General features: G+C 46.7%; 15 protein-coding genes. 9 read left to right on the top strand and 6 right to left on the bottom strand.

Annotated features, from left to right (window positions below):
* Window positions 1-64 precede the first annotated feature (64 nt).
* From VLX91_03105 to VLX91_03120, 4 genes are all read left to right on the top strand, one after another.
* Window positions 65-3,319, top strand: a complete 3,255-nt coding sequence (locus VLX91_03105) for an ATP-binding protein (GenBank protein HUI29180.1) — start codon at window positions 65-67, stop codon at window positions 3,317-3,319.
* 98 nt (window positions 3,320-3,417) lie between these two features.
* Window positions 3,418-6,051 carry a [protein-PII] uridylyltransferase gene (gene glnD / locus VLX91_03110; protein ID HUI29181.1) on the top strand — a complete coding sequence of 878 codons (2,634 nt, stop codon included), beginning with the start codon at window positions 3,418-3,420 and terminating at the stop codon, window positions 6,049-6,051.
* Window positions 6,048-6,896, top strand: a complete 849-nt coding sequence (gene murI, locus VLX91_03115; GenBank protein HUI29182.1) for a glutamate racemase — start codon at window positions 6,048-6,050, stop codon at window positions 6,894-6,896. Before glnD ends, murI begins: the two co-directional genes overlap by 4 nt.
* Window positions 6,897-6,983: 87 nt before the next feature.
* Window positions 6,984-8,411 carry a hypothetical protein gene (locus tag VLX91_03120; protein HUI29183.1) on the top strand — a complete coding sequence of 476 codons (1,428 nt, stop codon included), beginning with the start codon at window positions 6,984-6,986 and terminating at the stop codon, window positions 8,409-8,411.
* 36 nt (window positions 8,412-8,447) lie between these two features.
* Here VLX91_03120 and VLX91_03125 read toward each other — a convergent pair whose 3' ends face one another.
* Genes VLX91_03125 through VLX91_03145 form a run of 5 tightly spaced genes read right to left on the bottom strand, consistent with a single transcriptional unit; the run spans window position 8,448 to window position 14,852 of the window.
* The gene (locus VLX91_03125) at window positions 8,448-8,921 is read right to left on the bottom strand and encodes a GNAT family N-acetyltransferase (protein HUI29184.1); all 474 of its coding nucleotides are present in this window, start codon (window positions 8,919-8,921) and stop codon (window positions 8,448-8,450) included.
* A gap of 49 nt (window positions 8,922-8,970) precedes the next feature.
* A complete protein-coding gene (locus VLX91_03130) occupies window positions 8,971-11,232 on the bottom strand; it encodes a UvrD-helicase domain-containing protein (protein HUI29185.1) in 2,262 nt (753 codons plus the stop codon).
* Window positions 11,233-11,254: 22 nt separating this feature from the next.
* Entirely contained in the window at window positions 11,255-12,640 is a 1,386-nt protein-coding gene (argH, locus tag VLX91_03135) for an argininosuccinate lyase (GenBank protein HUI29186.1), read from the bottom strand.
* 2 nt (window positions 12,641-12,642) lie between these two features.
* Window positions 12,643-13,602 (bottom strand): aminotransferase class IV, encoded by a 960-nt coding sequence (locus tag VLX91_03140; protein ID HUI29187.1) that lies wholly within the window; start codon window positions 13,600-13,602, stop codon window positions 12,643-12,645.
* 8 nt (window positions 13,603-13,610) lie between these two features.
* A complete protein-coding gene (locus VLX91_03145; GenBank protein HUI29188.1) occupies window positions 13,611-14,852 on the bottom strand; it encodes an argininosuccinate synthase in 1,242 nt (413 codons plus the stop codon).
* A 169-nt stretch (window positions 14,853-15,021) separates the two neighbouring features.
* Between VLX91_03145 and VLX91_03150 the strand changes: the two genes are divergently transcribed.
* The 5 genes from VLX91_03150 (at window position 15,022) to VLX91_03170 (ending at window position 22,538) form a co-directional block, all read left to right on the top strand.
* Window positions 15,022-15,300 (top strand): hypothetical protein, encoded by a 279-nt coding sequence (locus tag VLX91_03150; protein HUI29189.1) that lies wholly within the window; start codon window positions 15,022-15,024, stop codon window positions 15,298-15,300.
* Between the two features lie 12 nt (window positions 15,301-15,312).
* Window positions 15,313-16,089, top strand: a complete 777-nt coding sequence (locus VLX91_03155; protein ID HUI29190.1) for a hypothetical protein — start codon at window positions 15,313-15,315, stop codon at window positions 16,087-16,089.
* A 120-nt stretch (window positions 16,090-16,209) separates the two neighbouring features.
* Window positions 16,210-17,178 carry a PhoH family protein gene (locus VLX91_03160; GenBank protein ID HUI29191.1) on the top strand — a complete coding sequence of 323 codons (969 nt, stop codon included), beginning with the start codon at window positions 16,210-16,212 and terminating at the stop codon, window positions 17,176-17,178.
* A gap of 154 nt (window positions 17,179-17,332) precedes the next feature.
* Window positions 17,333-21,259: a DUF2334 domain-containing protein gene (locus tag VLX91_03165; protein HUI29192.1), complete on the top strand. Its 3,927-nt coding sequence runs from the start codon at window positions 17,333-17,335 to the stop codon at window positions 21,257-21,259.
* Entirely contained in the window at window positions 21,252-22,538 is a 1,287-nt protein-coding gene (locus VLX91_03170) for a glycosyltransferase (GenBank protein HUI29193.1), read from the top strand. Before VLX91_03165 ends, VLX91_03170 begins: the two co-directional genes overlap by 8 nt.
* Before the next feature lie 87 nt (window positions 22,539-22,625).
* Here VLX91_03170 and VLX91_03175 read toward each other — a convergent pair whose 3' ends face one another.
* Complete coding sequence (locus VLX91_03175) at window positions 22,626-23,018, bottom strand: transcriptional repressor (protein HUI29194.1); 393 nt, start codon at window positions 23,016-23,018, stop codon at window positions 22,626-22,628.
* Between the last annotated feature and the right edge of the window lie 21 nt (window positions 23,019-23,039).

A 23,039-nucleotide genomic window follows, 5' to 3' on the forward strand; every position in this document is an offset into this window, starting at 1 on the left:
GGATCTTCGACTTGATTACACATTCTCCACGGTGTATTATTCTACCGAGAGCGCCTATTAAATAATGATTATTGCTGCGGACATACTGGACTTCTTGTTTGTCTTCCTTCCGGTTGCACTTCTGACTCATCTCTCCTTCAGGATTGGACTTGCACAGGGGAGATCCAGAGGGGGTACATCTCTGTTTGTAGGCAGTTCCATCGTGCTGTTTTCATCATTGTTTAAGGTTTACTTCGACGTCGTGTTTGGAAGTGCAGATGCACTCTGGATATTCATGCTGACGTTTGCAACCTCGACAGGATTAATATTTGCATTCATCGGCACGAGCCGCGTTTACTTCTTTCTTCTGTCAACTAGATCGCGGGAAAAGAGATCGGTGACAAGGGAAATAAAGATCGCGCATATCGGGTCGATAATCTATGTCATAGCTTTTGTTCTGCATCTCATGCTCCTCGGCGGTTCGCCCTATATACGCTTCGGTGCCATATGCTATGTAGTAAACCAGGTCATGCTCTTTGGAATGGTCTTTCTTGTCGCGGAATTTTTCAACGTTGCAGAGAAGCCATCATCATCTGTGCAAGCCAAGCTAACCAGAGTTCTTTCAGCTTACTATCTACTGGAGCCTTTGATCTGGCTGACAGTGGTTTATTATACCAAGAATTTTTACCTGCCAGAGATCCCGAGGATCTTTATCAACATTATAGGTGCAGCAATTTCTTCCGTCATTGCGCTAATTATTTTGCGATTTGTACGGCAGTATCTTCCGATGACGCTGAAACGAATAAAAACGACCTATTTAGATATGCTCAGGGTCAGTGTGTTGCGCGACTTGTACATCATAGGAAGCGGCTTGACGATTTTTATATTCGTGATACTGTTGGTAGCAGAATCATTCTATGAGAATCTCAGAATTACTGCGCTTAAAAGTTACGCCGAGTCGAGATTTTCTTTGACGAAACTGACTACCGAAAGGATGAGATCCGCTTTGCAGGAGATTGCCTCGGATCTGCAGCGGACGTTAGAATCAAACGGCAATAGATTGTTTTTAACCGGCATCCAGCGTGACAACGACTATATCGATGTTGTCGGCAGCGCAAACAAAAAGGGAGAAATCACTTTTATTCGGAAGGTCAAATCTCGCGCGTATGATTCACAAGCAGTTGCGCTGTTAAAAGAAACTCTCGTTAGTATTCATGATAGTGCAGCGGCTTTTTCTGCCGTCAGGCAATATGAAGGAGGCCCTGAATTATTCGCCCTTGTGAAGGGAGACGACGGTCCGACTTCCGCCCTATGCAGTTTTGCAGTTATCAATATTCCTAAGATCCTTTTGGAAAATGCGATCGACACTAATGATTTCGGCGATCGCTATCGGCTTTTGTCAAGGGATTTCAGAATCGCATATTCGCCGTTTCAGGAGGAGGCCGGCTTAGATTTTCAGAAAGTAATCCTCGGGAAAAAGAATTTGAACGCAGACGATCTTTCAGAAAAACTTAAAGCTTTGTCTAACTCGAATTTTAGTGGCTATGAAATTCTGAGGGGAAAAAACAACGCGGGCGTCGGTGAATATTATTTGCTTATAACTTCTCCTCTGAAGTTCGAGAACAATGAATGGATACTTGCCTGGATGGAGCGCGAAGGACGAGTGTCCCGGCTCTCCCAACCGACAAATTCTCTCTTGATTCTCGCGGGCTTGCTGGTAATTGGCCTTTTCGGGGGCGGGGTAGTGTTGATCTCTGTGTCATTCCGCTGGTCGCTGAGGCTCGAAAAGGAGGTACAAAACAAGATACAGGAGCTGCGCAGCTCCGAAGATAGGTACAGGCGTATAGTAGAAAATCCGTACATCGGCAGCTTCATTATGGTCGACGGTCGTCTCATTTATTCAAACGGCCGGCTTGCAGACATCCTGGAAACCGGAGTAGAGCAGCTCACAGGAAGCGACCTTTCTCCTTTCTTAGAGAGCAGGGATTTTAAGTCTTTGAAAGGTATTTTTGATTCGATCATCTCCGGCGAGAAGTCCGGCGGCAAATGGCAGGTCGAAGGCAAGACGAGTTCGGGCAGGATCATATCGCTGTCCGGATATTCCAGCATAATAAACATCGGGAATAAGCAAGGGGTTCAGTCCCTCGTCGTGGATAATACGATTGAGCTGCATGAAAGAGAGAAACTGGAACAATTTGAAAAATTGGAATCCATGGCAACGTTGGCGGCAGGGATCGCTCACGACTTCAATAATATTCTCCAGGTGGTTCTCGGCTCGTCTCAACTTCTTCAACACAAGCTTGGCGATCCGGATCTGATAAGATACGCGGAGAACATTACCAATGTTGCAGTAAGAGGGAGCGACTTGTCTAAGAGGCTCCTTACATTCAGCCGGCAAAAGGGTTTAGAGGAGCGGAGGATATTCGACGTCAATTCTATTATTACTGAATCTCTGCGCGTGTTCGAGGAAACATTTCCGAGAACGATAAAGATCGAGACTCAACTAAGTTCCGAAGCTGTTTACGTCGATGGGGATCAGAGCCAAATACAACAGGTGATCTTCAATCTTGCCGTGAATGCTAGAGACGCAATGCCTCACGGTGGGACGCTCACGCTCAAGACCGAGATTCGTGAAGTATCTCCTACCGAAGGAGAGATATATCAAGTTGCGTCGGGTAGGTACGTTTTCTTGATGGTGAAGGATAATGGTGAAGGTATTCCGCCCGAGTTGATGTCGAAAGTGTTCGAACCGTTCTTCACGACCAAAGAGCCCGGTAAGGGCACAGGATTAGGATTAAGTGTTGTCTACGGAATTGTCCGTTCTCACAGGGGATTCTTGAAAGTTTACAGCGAATTGAAAAGGGGAACCGTGTTCAATATTTATTTTCCCCTTGCGACGCTAACTGAGAAAAAGATATCTCCGCCGAAGCAGGTAAAGGAATCAACCGTACCTCGCGGAGAAAGAATATTGTTCGTCGATGATGAGGAAGGAATCAGGGAAGCCGCACAATTCTTATTGGAGCAGACAGGTTACAAGGTCGTCACGGCGAAAGACGGCATGGGTGCGATCGAGATATATAAAAAGGAGTGGGCGAGAATAAATCTCGTTGTGCTAGACCTGAATATGCCGGAACTTTCGGGCAGGGAGGTATTCGACAATCTTTTCATCATCAATCCAGAGGTGAGAGTTTTGATTTCCACCGGCTACATAACGCCTGAAGAGAGAGCCGGTCTAAAAGGAGTTGTGGAATTGATCGAGAAGCCTTTTGGCTTCGACCAGCTCATCGAAAAGGTGAGGACTGCGCTGGACCAAACTGAAATCAATCAAGGAGAATTGTAAGAAGCTCCTGATCTCAATCACCGGGCCGCAGGTGTCACGAGCACCATTCGGGACTTATTTCCTTTGTCGATTCTATCCCGTTTCATATATTTTACTATATGAGAGAGAAGGTCGTTTCCGCAATAGAAAGACTGAGTGCGAGAAGGGATGAATCCAAAGCCCTTCACGTTGCCCACGGTGACAGCACCGCAGTTTCCCTGCTTCTTACGGGCGCCGTGGATGAGGCTATTGCGAGCGCGGTAGAAGCAACCGGTAGCGGGGAAAAAATTGCTGCGGTTGCGGTCGGTGGATACGGCAGGGCAGAGTTGTGCCCTCATTCGGACATTGATATTACTTTCATCATTACAGGCGGCATTGATGCCAGCTTCCTTGCTCAAAGGGTGATGCACTTCTTGTGGGACATGGGACTCAATATCGGCCATTCTGTCAGGAACGTCGGGCAGGTTCTGGATACTTATAAGGACGACCATGATAGTTGGGCTGCAACGCTCGAGTATCGGTACGTTGCGGGAAATAAGACGATTTTTCGGAGCTTAGACTCTGCAGTCCGTGATTTCATAACGAACAACAACGATCGCAGCTTTGTAAATTCTACTCTCGATGGCATAGTGGTACGGCACAATAAATACGGCAAGTCAACTTCGCTTCTCGAGCCGAACGTAAAGAAAAGCGCCGGAGGCTTGCGAGATCTTCAAGTTCTTCTGTGGTTGTTCCGGTCGATATACCCCGATTTTCTTCCTGTTGCGGATTTTTCCGCACCGAAGCTGGCTCTGTTGGATTTGCTTGACAAACTTCTGGAAAAAGGATTTATTAACCATCTCCAATATACTCATACTCGTGATGCGTTCGAGTTTGTTCTCAGGACGAGACAGAGCCTGCATTACCAATCGTCCAGCTTGAATGATCTCCTTGACTTTGAAATACAGAAGAAGGTTGCTGTCGACATGGGCTATGCAAGCGATGACCACACAAGAGCTGTTGAGAATTTCATGCGTGATTATTTCCGTCATGCCCGCAAGATATACAGGCTCAACCAGGTCCTATCCGATAAAATAAGGGCCATGCTGAATCCGCAGCGCTCTGAGGCGAAGACTGTAAGTCTTGATCACGATTATTCACTCACCGGTGACAAAATTTCTTTTTGCAGAGGCGTCCACAAAGACGCTATTTGCCTGTTTAAGGCATTTCAGCATAAGGCGGCCACAGGCTTTCACTTCGATGAAAATGTCCACGAAACCTTGGCACAGGAGCTTGACGTTTTTAGCGATCCGGGTTTTAGAACGTCAAAAGAAGCAGCCTCCATCTTCGGGTCCATCTTGATGTCGAACGGGAATGTCGCCTTCACCTTGAAATCCATGAACGAGCTGGGTGTGCTTGGGCGCTACATTCCCGAGTTCGGAAGGCTTATCGGTTTTTTCCAACACAACGTTTACCATTATTACACTGCCGATGAACATACTCTAACGGCCATCGAGAATCTTGAAAGCATCGGCGAGCGCGATCCGATTCTGGGTGAACTTCTTAGAAGCGTGTCGAGACGCGACGCGCTGTATCTCGGTGTGATATTTCATGATATTGCGAAACCGATTTCGATCGGAAGGCATGAAATTGTGGGGGTGGAGGTTACAGAGAAGGCGCTTTCACGCATAGGATTCAACGACATAATTGACGATGTCTCTTTCCTTGTTCTGAATCATCTGAAAATGGAACAGGTCGCGTTCAGAAGAAACATCGGCGATCCGGAAACCGTTTATGCGTTCACAAGAATTTTCTCGAGCGATGAACAATTGAAGATGCTTTACCTCCTTACCTATGCGGACTTGAGTGCGGTCAATCCGGGAGTCTGGACAAAGTGGAAGGCACAATTGCTACACGAGCTTTATAAGAAGTCACTCCGCATAATTGACGAATCGCTGGACGCGGAAGGAATCGTTTCGCTGCAGGAAGAGCAGCGTGGACTGCGTGAGCAGGCTATTATTGATAAAATGCCTTCAGGGAAATATGACGCAGTAAGGAAACATTTTGATTCAATAAAAAATGATCTGTATGCCATTGTGTTTGAAGACAAGGAGATCGTCGATCACATCGAGGCGATAGAGTCGACTCTCGATAATGCAAATATCAGTTTCAGTCAAAACGAGGATTACACTGATGTCACCATCATTGCTCGCGATGCTCCTTTCCTGCTTTCGCGGTTCTGTGCATCCCTCAGTGCAAATGACGCAAACATAGTTGACGCAAATATTTTTACCAGGGATGACGGAGTCATCATAGACCGCTTCAAAGTCTTCGACAACATTACAAGAAAAAATCTAGCCGATTCGCAGATGAAAAAAATAGAATCGGACTTGCGGGCGATTCTTGCCGGACAATCCGATCCTGAACGCCTCTTCGAGAGGCATCGGATGAGATGGCAAAGGCGATTGAAGAATGAAATAAATCCAAATATCAAGGTTGCCGTGCAAAGTTCGGAGACCAACGATTTTACACTCATAGAAGTTTTCGCGCCGGACTCTCTTGGTTTTTTGTATAAGGTCACATCCGCGATCTCCTCCGCCGGCCTGAGCATCCATTTTGCGAAGATAGCTACGAGGGTTGACGGTATAGTAGATACGTTCTATGTTCTGCGTAACGACGGAACAAAACCTTTACAGGTCGAGCTTGATTCTCTCAGGGGAAGCATTTTACGAATCATAAATGAGTCGATACAATCCGAGTTGATCTTTAAGTGAATCCTCCCGAAGATCAAATTTTGCAGCCGGACTCACCAATAGGCGTTTTTGATTCCGGGATCGGCGGACTTACCGTAGTGCGCCAGTTGATCAATCTGTTGCCGCAGGAGAATATAATTTATTTTGGCGACACGGCGCGGGTTCCGTACGGGAATAAATCACAGGATGTAGTCAGGGAGTATGCAGTTCAGGACACGAGATTTTTGCTTTCTAAAAAAGTCAAGATTATTGTCGTTGCGTGCAACACTGCATCAGCCGTCGCCATGGATGTTGTCAGCGCTCGCTCTACTGTCCCTGCTATTGGAGTCATTGAGCCTACGGCGCGAAAGGCCGTTAAGCTTTCCGGTACACGCGGGGTCGGAGTAATCGGAACTTTATCGACAATAAATTCCTGTGCCTACTCGACCGCGTTAATGAGTCTTGGAAAAAATATCAGTGTCATGGCTCAGGCATGTCCTCTCTTTGTTCCGCTGGCGGAAGAGGGACTATTTGATCATCCTGCAACGAACATTATCGCGAGTGATTATCTCTCTCAATTCGTGGGAAAAATTGATGTCATGATTCTTGGCTGCACGCATTATCCTTTGCTTCGCGATGCGATTGCTCGCGTATTGGGAAGCGAAGTCAAACTGGTTGACGCCGGAGAGGCAACCGCAAAAGCGGTCAAGGAGCTTCTTTCCTTGACGAAAATGTTGAACCAGCAGAAATCAAAACCTCGTTACGAGTTCTATGTGAGCGACTTCCCCCAGAAGTTTAACGAGATCGCCGAAAGATTTCTAGGAAGAAAACTTGAGTTTGCCAGGAAAGTACAGGTTTATTCCGACGGTATAATAGCTCCGCAATAAAGTCAAAGAATTAAAAAAGGAATATACGATTTTGGCACGAGACAGCTTGTGGTCTATGGGTCGTTAAGAAAATTCGCCTTTGTTCTGATGGCCCTTTCTGCAGTAGGGTTTGCATCATACTGGGTTGGCCTCCATGGTGCCTACTACGCAGATGACTTCAAGCTTGTCTTCCCGAACCCATCGAGCAAGATATTCTATTTCTTTTCGCATCCCAATCCGAATTCTTCATTTTATCGGCCTCTAGAATGGATGGTCGTATCTATAGTCCAGTGGCTTGCGGGTATGAATACGTTCCCGATTCATTTGATTATCCTCATATGCCATATCGCCCTCTCTTACCTCGTGTTTATAGCTGCATTTAGACTGACGGAGTCTCAGCCAGTTGCGTGGCTTTCTTCGGGGTACATGCTGCTGTCTCAGGCAAACGCCATGGCGGTTTTGGGAAATGACATGCTATCACAGGTTTGCGGCACTCTTTTCGGATTTATTTCTATCTGGTACTTTTACAGAGTTTGCATATTCATCGATGAGCCACATAGACAGGGTCGACTTTATTTATTTAGTCTGTTCTGCTTTACAATTTCATTATGGTTCAAAGAAACAAGTGTGGGTTTTGCCCTTGCGTTAACTCTCATGCCTTTCATGGCGAACGCGAAGAGGTGGAGTCGGAATTTTCTGCGGTCTGTATATCACCTATCACCGTTCTACATAGTTACGGCGGCGTATGTAATGGTTCATTTTTCCGTAGTAACGCGTCAGGCTGCGGATAGATATGAGTTTCACTTTGGATTAAATGTCTTGAAAAATTTATGTTTGTCCATCTTGTCAGCGTTTCTTCCAACCTCATCGGTTGCGACTTTCGTCGCTTACTCACAGCATCATTTCTTTTCCTTGTCTTTAATCGTGATTGCCGCATTGGTTGTTTTCTCGTTGTTTCTTGTTGGACTCATCAGAGCCGGACTAACGACGCCAGTGAAAATCCTAATTGCCGTTTCGTTGGCAAGCCTTTTTCCGATGCTTCTCTTCAAGCACATGGGGGAATTATATGTGTACAATTCCATGCCGGCACTCGCCATTCTGTTTGGGCTTGGCATTGAGAATTTCTATCAGCGCTATTTGAAAAGGCGTTCTGCAAAGATCGGAGGAGCGCTGTTAGTTGGACTGCTGTTCTTGAGCCATGGAGATGCCGACTTTGAAAAGGGCAGGATGGGCGTGATCGATGGGCAAAGGGCGGCTGAACTCATCAATGAAATACAGCCTTTCATCGATAAAGTGTCCTATGATGGTACACTGGTCCTGCTTAATCCGACTGCTCATGGTCCTCGGTATTCAATTTTCTTGATGGATGGATTTAACGTCTTGATTTATGGGACCAATATTCTCAATCAGGTTTCAAATAGATATGACATGCATGTCTGGATTATGGATGAAGGAAGCCGTGAGAGTCAGTCCCTTCCCTCTGATGCGCTTGTTCTAACCCTTACGAAGAATCATGTGCAAATGTTAAATCGTTGAAAACGTAACCCCAAGAAAGCTCTCTATCTTGCTTCGTCACAAAATCAGTTCCATAAATATCGCACCGGGAATCGGATTTTCACGATAAGGACTGATCTCCACAAAACCCAGCAAACGGTAGAGTGAAATAGCTTCTTTCATCTCCGGAACTGTGTCAAGCCGCATTCTTGAGTAACCGATGTCTCGTGCTGCTTTGACAACTTCAATGGTCATTTTCTTTCCGATCCCCTTTCCCCTGAAGTCGGGACGAAGATAAAGCCTTTTCATCTCGCAGACGGAATCGTCGATCTTTCGCAGCGCAACGCAGCCGGCCAGCTTATTTTCTAAGAAGGCCAAGAACAAGCGTCCGGATGGCGGGGCATATTCGCCCGGCAGTCCCCTCAATTCTTTGTCGAATCCCTGGAAGCATAAGCTGAAGTTCAGCGATTTTGCGTATTCTGCAAAAAGTTGTTTAGCGTCCTCGACAAATTGCTTCTCTTCAGGCAGAACCATCTCGAACCTTAAATTCATATCCGATCTTCTCCCCTGTCCCATTAGAAAAAGGCAAGGATGAGGTCGATCATTTCACAATCCGCAAGTTTGCGTACCGCACCATCAGTTGCTTTTTCTGGTTTGCGCTGAAGAGGACCACGACCCGTTCGTTATCTCCCTTTCCGTGCACCTCGATCACCTTACCCTGTCCGAAAAATTGATGTTGAACTATCGAACCTACTCTTATCGGCGGAAACTCCGGCTCTTTCTTCGTTTCTTCTTGCTGGATTGAACTCTCACCTGCATCCTGCACGACGTGATCCAGCGTCGGAAAAATAGGGCTGTCCGATTGTATCCCTTGGGGAAACGAAATTGTAGTTTCCCAAAGATACCGCTGGGCGGAAGGTCTGCCGCTATGCTCTTGATCTAATAATTCCGATTCAATCTCCGATAAGAAGCGGGAAGGTGATTGAAAGGAGATTTTACCGAAACGATAACGCTGCCTTGCGTGCGATAAGTAGACTTTTCTCTTTGCCCTTGTTATTGCAACATAGAACAAGCGCCTTTCCTCTTCAAGCTCGTCCTGATCTTTCGACGAAAGGGGGAATAGTCCTTCCTCAAGACCGCTAACGAACACCACGGGGAACTCCAATCCCTTTGCGGCATGAACCGTCATCAGCGTAACAGAATTCCGCTTTGTATCCCACCGATCAACATCGGCTACCAGCGACACCTCTGCAAGGAAATCCTGTAGTGTCCCTTCGGGGTTCTCGCCGTGGAATTCCTCAATCCCCGCAAGAAATTCCTGTATATTCTCGAGGCGATTTTGAGCTTCGGGTGTGCTTTCATCTTTCAACGTTCTGATAATCCGCGTCTCATCGGTCAGCGAACGAGTCAGTTCGCTGATCGATAGTTCGTCTCTGAGCTTTGAGTATTTTTCGATCAGTTTGCCGAACTGCTTGAGTTGGTTTTTCTGACGCGGCTGGATCTCGACAATCTCGTCAATTCTGATCAGAGTTTCCGTGAGAGTGATCTTGTTCAGCTGCGAGAAACTACGGAGGTAATCGATGGTGACATCACCGATGCCGCGCGCGGGGAAGTTCACCACTCGAAGGAACGACTCATCGTCTGAAGGATTGACGATCAGCTTCAGGTATGCAAGAATGTCCTTGATCTCTTTCCTTCTGTAAAACGCCACGCCCCCGACTATCGTATAAGGGATTCCTCCTCTGTTGAAAGCCTCCTCCATGGCACGCGATTGATAGTTTGTCCGAAAAAGGACGACAAAGTCCTTCAATTGAAGTTTATCTTTTATGCTCTCGTCTCTGATCTTTTGTACGATTTTGTACCCTTCATCGCGGTCACTTTCGCACTCAAGAGCCGTGAGTTGTTCTCCTTCGTGATTTTCCGTCCATAGATTCTTGTCTAACTTCTTTTTGTTGTGGATAATGACCGAGTTGGCTGCTTTCAGTATTTTTCCAGTCGAACGGTAGTTTTGTTCCAGTCTGAACACTTTGCACTTCGGGTAATCGACCTGGAAATCGAGAATATTCTGCACATCTGCACCGCGCCATGAATAGATGCTTTGAGAGTCATCACCGACGACGCAAAGGTTCTTGTGCCTCTCTGCGAGAAGTTTGAGCAGGATGTATTGAGCCCTGTTTGTATCCTGGTACTCGTCGACTAAGATAAAACGGAATTTGTTCTGATATTTGTCAAGAGAGGCGTGATCGTGATTGAATAGGAGAATCGGCTTGATCAAGAGGTCGTCGAAATCCATCGCGTTGTTTTTTTTTAACCTGTCATCATAGATGGAATAGACTTGGGAAACAACCTGTTCCAGTCTGCTCTTGGCCAGTTGGTCGAACTGCGATGGAAGAACGAGATTATTTTTTAGTTTACTGATCTGCCATCTGATTCCCGCCGAAGGAAAAATTTCTTCGGAGTAATTGTTTTCTCGAAGAATCTGCTTGATTGCTTTCAGTGAATCTTCTTCGTCATAAATTGTGAAGTTCTGGGTATAGCCGATCTTCTCGGCTTCCATCCTGAGAATTTTCCCGAATAGGGAATGAAAGGTCCCTATCCAGTTATAATGTTTCTTGCTCTTTTCTTGATCAGCGTCAAGTAATTTCTCGATGCGTGTTTTCATCTCGTTCGCGGCTTTGTTCGTGAAGGTGAGGCAGAGAATGTTATGGAACGGGACCCCGATGGAGACGAGATAAGCTACACGATAGGTGAGGACTTTAGTCTTGCCGCTCCCTGCGCCTGCAATTACCAGTTCAGGGCCCTCAACAGTCTTTACCGCCTCAATCTGTGCAGGATTAAGGTCTGAGAGAAAATTACCTTTCATCTGTATTCGCTGGGTTCGTGCCTTAGGAGGATTTCTCCGCTGCGAGAATTTTCTCAGCCAGCTCTATCTGTTCTTTTACTCGTTTTAAATTTGTGCCGCCGTAAACATCGCGCCGGTTCACGGAACGGACCGGGTCAAATACTTCGAAATATTTTTTGTCGAACAACGGTGAGATCTCTTTTAATTCCTTCAGCGAAAAATCGCGCAGAGATTTGTTTTTATCAATGCCGGATAGAACGAGCCTGCCGACAACTCTGTGGGCATCTCGAAACGGTACGCCGCGTTCGACGAGGTAATCCGCAATATCCGTGGCATAAATTGAATCGTCGACCTTCCGCAATAAATTTTCCGCGCGCACTTTCAGAGTGGAGATGACACCGGTGAAAATCTTTAATGATGAAATGATGGTGTCGGTAGAATCGAAAAGCGGTTCTTTGTCTTCCTGCAAATCCTTAGAATAAGTCAAAGGCAGCCCCTTTTGCATCATCAATATGGAATTTAAATTTGAGATCACTCGTGATGCCTTCCCACGAATCAATTCAAGTGAGTCAGGATTTTTCTTCTGCGGCATCATGCTGCTTCCGGTTGAATAAAGGTCGTCCAACTCAATGAACCCGAATTCTATGGAACTCCACACGATTAAGTCTTCGGCGAATCTGCTAAGATGGACGAGCGTTTGAGAGATTCCGAACAAAAATTCAGCCATGGAATCTCTGTCGCTTACCGCGGCGATGCTGTTCGGAGAGAGATAGTCGAAGCCAAGCTCCTGTTTCAGCACTTCTCTGTCAAGCTTGACAGTTGATCCTGCCACAGCACCGGAACCCAAAGGCAGCACGCATATTCTCTTTTCAGCATCCGTGAATCTGCAGAGGTCGTTTTCTAGCATGAAAAATAATGACATGAAATAATGACCAAGGCTGATGAGCTGTGCCTGCTGCAAATGAGTATATGATGGCACAATTTCAGCAGCGTTGTTCCTTGAGAGAACCAGAAGAGAAGCCTGCAGATCCCTGATCGCCCCTTTGATTTCGCCGACAGCTTTGCGAAGGTAGAGCCGTTCGTCGGTCACCACTTGCTCGTTCCGGCTTCTCCCGGTATGAATTTTTTTCCCGATCTCACCGACTTTCTCGACGAGCCTTCTTTCGATTGCAGTATGGATATCTTCGTCTCCAGGATTGAACTTGAATTTCTGCGAGATGAATTCCTTTTCAAGTTCCCCGAATGCTTTTCTTATTTTTGCTGATTCTGGTTTTGAGAATATTCCGGCTTTTGTAAGTGCAGTGGAGTAAGCCCGGCTCGCCTCGATTTCTTCTTTCCAGAGTCTCTTGTCAAAAGGGAGCGAATCATTGAACTCCTCCATCAATTTGGACGCGCTTTTCTTGAACCTTCCGCCCCAGAGTTTTGCCATGGTTAGTTGTGTTTGAGAGGGGTTAAATATTTTCTGTTTGATCTGATGTCTTTCTGGAATAATTCATAAAGACTTCTCCAAACCCTCCCGGGCTTTCCATCACCGACGGTTCTGCCGTCATATTTTATAACTGGTGCTACAAATAAGGAAGTGCTCAGGAAAAGAATCTCGCTTGCGTTGTAGGCCTCGGTCAGCGGGATGTTCTCTATGCTGACCCGGCTGATAGTTTTTTTCTTTTGAAGATCGGGCGCAAATTCCAGTGCACGTACCAAACTTGTCCCACGCAGAATTTTTTCCTGTGGAGGAACTCTGAGAACACCGTCTTTGCCGATGACAACGACGTTCTTGTTCGAGCCCTCGGTGATGTTGCCGAAGCCGTCGACTGCAATAGCAGAGTCGGCGCCGCTGTTCCTCGCCGCGAGTTCCATCAGAGCGTTCGAAAGATAATCCACGGACTTCACCTGCGGGGAAATCGGTGAGTGCATTCCGGTCGGACTTGTTACGGCAACCATGCCTGTTTTATAATAACGCTCCGGCGGTGCGGACCATTTGTCGAGCAGAATATACAGATTTGGTGAAATTGCTTCATGAGGATAAACGCTCATGCTCCCGTGGCCCCTTGAAAGGAAGAATCTTGCTATGAAATTCTTTTTACCGGAGAGAATCCCGAGTTCTATCGAAAGACCTTTCAACTCCTCCTGTGTAAATGGCGGCTGTATACCTATGGATTTCGCGGAGAAGAAGAATCGTTCGATGTGCTGGTTAAGCAAGTAATAATTTCCGTCGATGCAGAGCGCGTTGTCAAACACACCGTCGCCCCGGTGAACAATGTGGTCGTCGATTGGAACCGACATTAAAAACCGGTCGCGCGTAAATCCGCCTAGAAAAGTCGAATAAAAAACATAGAAATTTTCGGAACCTGAAATTTCCCTTCGCGGATCAGAATATTTAATTTCATTCAAGGGGGACTTCATCTCTGTTCCTTCGTTATCGCGATATGCAGGGGCGGCTTTCCATGAACCTCGGAATTTACTTTCATCGAAAGGCCGAATAAGTCGATGAATCCCTCCGCTTTCTTTTGATCGTAAATGTCATCCTTCGAAAAAGTGGCCAGATCTTCTTGATAGAGCGAATAAGGGCTCCTTCTGCCGGCGACGATGATATTGCCCTTGTAGAGCTTCAATCGGATCGTACCGGACACGAAGCGCTGCGTGGAATCGAGAAAAGCATCTATTGCTTCTCTCAACGGGGTATACCACTGGCCGTTGTAGACCAGCTCGGCGTATCTTTGTGCAATCATATCCTTGTAATGTAAGGTATCTTTATCGAGCACAATATGTTCTAGTTCGCTGTGAGCGGCGTAGAGAATTTGGCCGCCCGGAGTTTCGTAGACTCCGCGTGATTTCATTCCGACTAATCGGTTCTCAACAAGATCAACTCTTCCGATAGCGTTCTTTGCCCCCATCTCGTTAAGTTTCTCGACAAGTTCGAGCCCGTCGTGCTTCCTGCCGTTCATGCCGACAGGGACTCCGCCTTGAAATTCGATTTCTACGTATGTCGGTTTATTAGGTGCTTTCTCCGGCGATTTCGTTCTGATGAACATGTCGGCCTTCGGCTCATTCCAGGGATCTTCAAGGTCGCCCCCTTCATGGCTGAGGTGCCAGAGGTTTCCGTCTCTGCTGTAGATTTTTTTTAGTGTCGCTTTGATCGGGACGTTATGCGATTTTGCATATTCGATTGCGTCTTCTCGTGAACGGATTTTCCATTCTCTCCATGGTGCAATGATCTTCAGGTGGGGGGCGAAAACCTTATAGGTGAGTTCGAATCTTACCTGGTCGTTCCCTTTTCCCGTACACCCGTGCGCTAGCGCATCTGCTCCCTCTTGTTCCGCAATCTTGGCTTGGTATTTAGCGATAAGAGGCCTTGCGATCGACGTCCCGAGCAGATACTTCCTCTCATATATTGCGTTCGCTTTAATAATCTTGAACAAAAAATCTTCGACAAATTCCTTTCTAAGGTCGAGAAGATAAAACTTGTCGGCTCCGGTTTTTTTTGCCTTCTGTTCCAGACCTTCTAGCTCCTCGTCACCCTGCCCTATGTTTGCCGCAAAAGCGATGACCTGGCATTTGTAAGTTTCTTTTAGATATGGAATAATAATGGAGGTATCAAGCCCGCCGGAATAAGCAAGCACTACCTTTTTGACGCTGTGCAATTCAATTCTCCTGTTTTGAAAATGAAATTTACTAAATGACAGATTTAATTAATATTTATATATGAAAAAAAATTAAGATATTTTTTGAAGGTAAAATGCTTGACTAAGAGCCATGATTCCATTAAACTTAAAGCAACAAAAACCTCGAAAACCTGGAAAGGAGGAAAAAATGAGAAAATCGATGCGTGCAGTTCTCGGGCTCATGGTTGCATCATTGATTATTGCAGGGTGCACAAAGTATGCTGACAAAGATCAGGTGCAGCAAATGACCGATATGAAGAACCAGATTTCTTCACTCCAACAGCAAATTCAAACTGCACAACAGCAAAATTCAGATCTCAAGAAGCAAATTTCAGACAAGCAAGACCAGATGAAAAAATTGCAGGACAACGAGCAGTTCTTACAGCAAAAGCTGCAAGCCGCTCACCCTGACACAACACAACATTAAAAGGAGCCATAGATGAAAAACTTTATGTTATTGGCAGTAGTCGCGATGTTATTCGCGATTTCCTCTGTGGCCTCCGCACAGGATACCACACAACAGGAAATGAAGTTTGACGACTGGCAGGCTCAGATGACAAGTCTGACTGCACAGCGTGATTCGTTAAAGATGGTGCTAAGTGGTCTCGATTCTAATAATGCCGCTTTGAAAAGTCAATTGGCAAGTCTTGATCAACAGTACCAATCCGAGATGCAGAAATATTTGGGCATGTTGGGCGTTACGCAGGCAGATATGACTGCATTTGATCAAGCGCTTACTACACTTGCGGGACAGATTGACAGTTACAACAAGATGGCGGATCAAGATCTCTGCGCTCATCAAACCGAAGTTAAAGCCGTTGGAACTCAGCTTGATTCGATGAAGGCGAGCAAGATGGCGCTGGCTGCGGAGTTTTACTCACGGGTTCAAGACCTTGCAAACAGCTATGCCCAGCTGCAGGCAAGAATTGCCAATTGCGCTGAGATGGCGATGAAGACCTACACGGTCGGCACATGGGCACGAAATCGCGATTGCCTGTGGAATATTTCTAAGAAGCCGAAGATCTATGATGATCCTTGGAAATGGCCGAAGATTTACGTAGCCAATCGTGATCAGATAAAAAATCCCGATCTCATTCATCCAAAGGAGATTCTTAAGATTCCGGCAAACGGGCCTCTGAGCAAGGAAGAAAGCGCTGCGGCTAAAGCATACTACGCCAAAAAGGCGAGAATGTCGAGAACTGGCACGGGAGAATAGACTTTCCTTCTGAGAAGGTAATTAGACGGTTAGTTTGAATCTTTATCACTGCGCTTCTGTTAGAAAATTCTTCGAACAGGAGCGCTTTTTATTTTCCCACCAAAAAGATTTCATGATCCGATGGATATTGTAGAGAAACGTATAAAAATGTCGGGCGTCGATGCGCTTTCACTCCTGGGTATCAACGATTCGAACCTGCAAATCATTTCCGACAGGTTCGATGCCAATATCGTGGTACGAGGCGACAGCATATTCATAAAGGGTGAAGAATCGGAAACAGATCGAGTTGAGAAAGTTTTCAAAGAGCTGATGTACGTACTGGACAAAACCGGTTCTTTGAAATCCGACGACGTCGTCACAGTCGTAGAGCTTGTTTCCGGTGAAGGCTCAAAGCAGGAGCCCGGCGATTCACAGGAAGTCGTGGTGCTGTCAGCCAGGAACGATCTCATCAAGCCTAAGACGCCTGGACAAAGGCAGTTTGTCCGGGCCGTAAAAAAGAATGATGTGGTTTTTGCCGTCGGACCTGCCGGAACGGGAAAGACTTACCTTGCGGTCGCCATGGCGATTGCCGGACTGAAAAACAGGGAGGTTCAGAAAATTGTCCTGACTCGTCCGGCGGTCGAAGCCGGCGAGAGCCTCGGCTTTCTCCCCGGTGATCTGAAGGAGAAAGTCATACCATATTTGCGTCCGCTGTACGACGCGCTCGATGATATGCTTCCGCAGGACAAATTGAAATTGTATGTCGAGAAAAATGTTGTTGAGATTGCGCCGCTTGCCTACATGAGAGGGCGGACTCTAAACAATTCTTTCGTGATCCTGGACGAAGCACAGAACGCCTCCAGCATGCAAATGAAAATGTTCCTGACGCGGCTCGGGGTCAGCTCGAAAGCGGTCGTCACCGGCGATATCACACAAATCGATCTTCCTCAGAAGAGCATGAGCGGACTCGTGGAAATCCAGAAGGTGCTCAAAGGAGTTAATGGGGTCAGCTTCGTTTATCTCGAAAAGGCCGACGTTGTCAGGCATAAACTTGTCAAAGACATCATCGACGCTTACGAGAAGTACAATAGTTGGGACGGCAAGGACTGAAGCCGATTAAAAGCTTATAATTTGAAATTTATCCAGCGGACATCTTCCGGGGAAATCTTTTGAGACTCGTATTTAGCAATGAGTTGTTTTATATTGTTTTTTGATTTTCATTTCGGAACACAATCATAGCAGTAAGTTTTAGAAAACTGAAGTAATGACCAGGAAATTTATTTTTGCCGCGATTTTTTTTATCTATGCCACTGCGCTTGCAGGTAATCGAGTATTAATTGTCTATGAGGGGAAAGACAGCACCGGCAACCCTGCAAAAGGAGACGGACTTCAGTTGTACCAGCTTCTCGGACATTTCGATCTTGAGAAAACTGTGGTAGCCGCTGATGATTACAAAGCGGGTGAAGCAAATAAATATGACTATCTCTTCTTCACCGGATTTTCTCCGAACTGTATTCCTCCCGATAAGTTTCTTGACGATGCTTACAATTTCAAGGGGACGCTGATTTGGCTCGGCAATGGAATCATTGCGATGAATGCCCGTCACGACCTGCAGGAGAAATATGGATTCTTCCCCGAACAGCTCGATTCTACAACAGGTTATTATGCCGTGATAACGGCCGACAGGAATTTTAAGTTCACAAAAGGCGATCACTATCTCACAATAATTTCCGTGACGCAGCGCAGCAAAGTCGAGATATTGGCAAATGCGGTATCCCCGGGACACGTTACCTCGCCATACGCCATTCACTCCGGCAATCTGTATCTCTTCGGTGATTCTCCTTTCGCTTTCATGGGTCCGACGGACCGATATCTGTTCTTTGCCGAGAAGCTTCATGATATTCTGCAGCAAGAGCACAACGAATTTCATCCTGCGCTCATCAGGATAGAGGATGTCCATCCTATGGAGGATCCTGACAACATTAGAAAAATCTCCGATTTACTTTACAGTGAGGGGGTACCGTTCCTAATTGCCGTGGTGCCTTTTTACATAGACCCGTCCGACAACGAACGGGTCGCGCTTTCCGATAAGCCGGACATGGTCGACGCGCTGAGGTATGCCGAAGCGCACGGAGCGACGATAGTCATGCACGGCGACACTCACCAGTACCATGGTGTCACCGCGAGCGATTTCGAGTTTTGGGACGAAGCAGGCAATAGGCCGATAAGGGATGACAATGCGGGATATGTTCAGCAGAAACTGGAAACCGGGATTGAAGAGTTAATGCGGAACGGGGTCTACCCGCTTGCATGGGAAACGCCGCATTATGGCGCATCCGAAGTCGACTACGCGGCGATAGCGAAAGTCTTTTCCACGACAGTCGAACAGCGGATTGTGATGAACGATCTGGATTACAGCCAATTCTTTCCATATGAGATCTACCAGGATATGTACGGTGAAAAGATTATTCCGGAAAATCTTGGCTATGTTCCGCTTGGGACGGACAAAGAAGAACGGCAGGGAGTGCAGGATATTTTAACGGCCGCCAAGGCGAATTTGTATGTGAGAGACGGTTACGCCACGGCATTTATCCATCCATTCATGCCGATTAACCTGCTGAAAGAAATCGTCGATGGAGTTCGTGATCTCGGCTACACATACATCGATCTCAGGGACAGCAATAACGTCGTGAGGCTTCCGGATAGGTCTATAGTCTCCGGCAACGCGTCCATCTCATGCTCGATCGAAGATGAATATTTCAAGGAAACATACATTAATGAAAAGGGCGAGCATGTCAGGCTGGATATAACGTCGAACCGAGTGACCGGCGACGTGAAAAGAAATATTAATCTAATGCCAGGCTGGATTTATGCCGCCGAGCCCATTGAGTACCGTGAAAAAGAATTGAGCCTCTTCGATAGAATAGGGATCATGGTACACGATTTTTGGAAGAGTCTATTCCCCGAGAAGAAAGTAATAACCCCGGCGGTGGCAGCGATTATATGGGATTCGACTGCGGCGGGCGGCGCCTTGCGTGACGAAGAAAGCTTTGTGACGGTGCTGAACAGCGTCGGAGTTACGATCGATACTCTTTCGGTCAGTGATCTTTCAGCCGCGATGGATTACAATCTTTTGATTGTGCCGTATTCATCGGCGGAGCGGCTGTCTGATCCCTTGTACGATGCTATTGAAAAATTTGTGTCGAACGGAGGAAGGCTAATCACAGACTCGAAGAATCCGCTCGCGGAGGACATCGGCGTTAACTTCAGCAAGAGCATAACCAGAGTGGAAAAAGTACGAGATGCGCTCTTTCCGGAAGAGCTGTTAAGCTGGGGAACGTCCGAGACGGCGCACCGAATTGATGTGCAGGAAAGCGACGAAATCGTCTGCCGGAATGCCATTAATGACGCGCCAATTGCAATAGCAAGGAAATATGGCAAGGGGGAATTCATTTCTCTTAGCGCTCGTTTTGATCCCATCACAGACGCAGGATATTCAAGGTTCCCTTATTTGGTTGATTGGATCAAGAGCTATTTCGATTTGTATCCCGTACTGCAGCGAGACCACATTGAAATGTACTTTGATCCAGGCCTGCGCCGCACGACAAGTGTTGAGACACTCGTGAAACAATGGGCGAGCAAAGGAGTCCGCGTAATCGATGTAGCAGGCTGGCATGAATATCCGAAATTCATGTACGACTACGACAGGCTGATCCGGCTCTGCCATGCCTACGGTATTGCGGTTTATGTTTGGATAGAGCCCCCTCAAATCAGTCAGAGATTTTACAATGAGCACCCACAGTGGCACGAGAAAAATTACAGAGGCGAAGACGTCAGACCGGATTGGCGGTATCCGCTTGCTATGACCGACACCGCCTGTCTTCGTGCGGCTTCAGATTGGGTATATAGTTTTTTGATTTCGCATGACTGGGATGGAGTTAACATCGCCGAGATATACTTTGGCGGTGAAGGAGCGCCGGGAAATCTGCAATTGCTCACTCCATTCGGCGTAAGTGCGCGTGAATTGTTCAAGAAAAAATACGGCTTCGATCCGGTGCAGTTGTTCCAGCAAGCTTCTCCGCATTACTACAAAACTGCTCCCCAGGATTGGACAAGCTTCGTCGATTTCCGTGCTTCACTCGTGACCGAGCTGACTTCTCACTTCCTTTCACTTGCGACTGGTGCTTTTCAAAATAAACCCGGTGCACAGATTATTCTGACGATCCTGGATCAAAAGACTTTCCCTGATCTAAGGGCATCCATCGGAGTTGATGCGGACCAGATAGTGCAGCTGAGACAGAAATATGATTTCGCCCTGCAGGTCGAAGATCCGCAGTCAAATTGGAACACCGATCCACGAAGGTATGTAGGAATCGGCAACACCTACAGGCGACTATTGGGACCTGATTCGTCTGACTTGATGATCGACTTGAACGTTTATTCGATGCGTGATTCGAGCTATACCGGCGTTTTCCCGAGCAAGACACCAACTGGAACCGAATCTTACTTGCTTGTTAATTCTGCTGCTAAAGTTGCTCCGCGAGTGACGATTTATGACGAGGCGACCGTGCTTCCGCAGGACCTCGCCGATTTTCCTTATGCTATTTCTCCACAAGCGAATATGCAAATCACAGACGGCGGTTACGAAATCGACGCGCCATATTCCACTTCTATCAGACTCAGTGCCGGAACAAAATATATCATCGTGGATGGGGAGACGGTCTTTCCATACCAGCCCGGATATTTTGCGATACCTGCGGGAAAACATCTCATCAAGATTCATGAGGCTCAAGTCAATCCTTTTCAGGATGAGACCATGGATTCTCATATCGAGGCCGCTTCGTGCAATATCTTGAGCGAACGAACCCTGCAGCGTGGAGTGGAATTCACCTATGAGTCTCCGGCTCGCTGCGCAGTGTCTTTTGGGAAAATGCCTTTTGCGGTATTTGTTGACGACCATGAGACTCCATTCTCGGTCGCAAGAGAGGAGCAACATTACGGAATAATTTTGCCGGCCGGCCAGCATAAAGTTCTGGTAATACTGGAAAATGCAGTTTCGTACGGTATAGACATCACAAGTCTCTGGTCGTCAGCGCTGATAACAATCTTTGGTTCGTTTGCCGGAGGAATACTCGTGGTCTTGTATTTCATTTACAAAGTAAGGAGAAGGAGAGCCTTCGCGCGTGTATGACTTTGTTACCACTCTGTTAGGCGGATTTTTCGTCCTATCGGTAATTCTGATCTGGTTCATGATAGCATACCAGCTTGTACTTACGATTGCCGGATTTTTTCATAATTGGAGCTCGGCAAAGGAGAAGAAGGCGATCGACGGAATGACCCATCTGCAATTTCCAAAGGTATGCATTTTGATTCCGGCGCATAACGAAGAGAGAGTCATTGCGAAAACAGTCGAAGCGATGATGAAGTTTGATTACCCGTACGAGAAATTAGAAATTCTTGTCGTCAATGACGGCTCTTCGGATAGGACCGGAGAAATTGTTGAAGATCTCGGCAAGCTGGATAGGCGCATCCGGTGCTACAGTGTTCCAAAAGGCGAGGGTGGGCGAGGGAAGTCCTGTGCATTGAATCTCGGCTTGAAGCAGACCTATGCAGAGGTTATCGCAGTCTATGATGCCGACAACCAGCCGCTTCCGGATGCGTTGAAATATCTCGTTGCAGAGCTGCTTATCCATCCTGACTTGGGAGCGGTCCTCGGTAATTTCCGCACAATAAACAAAGATAGAACATGGCTTACGCGATTTGTTAGCATAGAGACGCTTAGTTTTCAGGCAATCCTTCAAGCCGGCAGATGGGTAATGGTGAAGGTATCCACTTTGCCGGGTACGAACTTCGTGATATGGAAACATTTGCTCGATGAATTGAACGGATGGGATGAAGAAGCGATAACGGAGGATTCCGAACTCAGTATCAGAGTCTATATGAAAGGTTATAAGATAAAATACATCCCATTTGCGATAACGCTTGAACAGGAGCCGGAAACTATCTCGGTGTGGACAAAACAGCGAACAAGATGGGTCAGGGGAAACAATTACGTGGTCGGGAAATTTATAAAAGAAATTCCGCAGTTCCAGAACAAATTTCTTGCCTTCGAGGTAACCTATCTTCTTTCTCTTTATTACATCTTCCTTTTTGCGATTGGAGTCAGTGATTTAATCTTCATACTCAGCGTTTCAGGTGTCATCGCGATTCCGCTCCCGGGTCCTTACACCACCGTTTGGATTCTCGCCATAGTCCTGTTCATTTTCGAGATATTTCTCGTCCTTTCTTACGAGGGACAGGACACGTTCAAAAACTTTGTGCTGATTCTCATCATGTATTTCACTTACTGCCAATTCTGGATTTACGTCGTGGGAAGAGCCATCTATCTCGATTACATAAAACGCGAGAAGAGAACGTGGTCGAAGACAGTCCGGTTCGAAGTGGAGGAACCGACGGAGACATTAAAGTGAAAAATATTGCCCATCGATGGTATGATTAGTTTGCTGATACAAGCTAAATCGCTTTGAGCCCCAACGAAACGCGGAACTGCCCGAAAACTATTCCTTTGCCTGGCAGTTCGGGCACACTCCGTAAAAATCCATCTTCACGCTCTCAACTTTATATCCGCGCGGCAGCTTGAAATCGGGAGACTCGACGCGTTTTTCTTCTATGTCGAAGATTCCGTTGCATGACCTGCAAATGAAATGGAAGTGGTCGTCTTTGTTAGCATCGAAATGGAGCTGCCCGTCGGAGAGCACCTCGCTGATGTCTTTCGATTCGACCAGCTGGTTGAGGTTTCGGTAGACAGTCGCCAGGCTTATATTCGGCATCTCTTTTCTCACTTCATGGAACACCCAATCTGCAGTAGGGTGTATCTTGGTCGATTTGACAACTTCAAGAATTTTTTCGCGTTGACGGCTGCGCTTTCTCTGGTGTAGATCATTTAGCATTGGTATCATCTTTATTTAGAA

The sequence above is a fragment of the Candidatus Acidiferrales bacterium genome (assembly GCA_035515795.1).
GTDB lineage: Bacteria > Bacteroidota > Ignavibacteria > Kryptoniales > JAKASW01 > JAKASW01.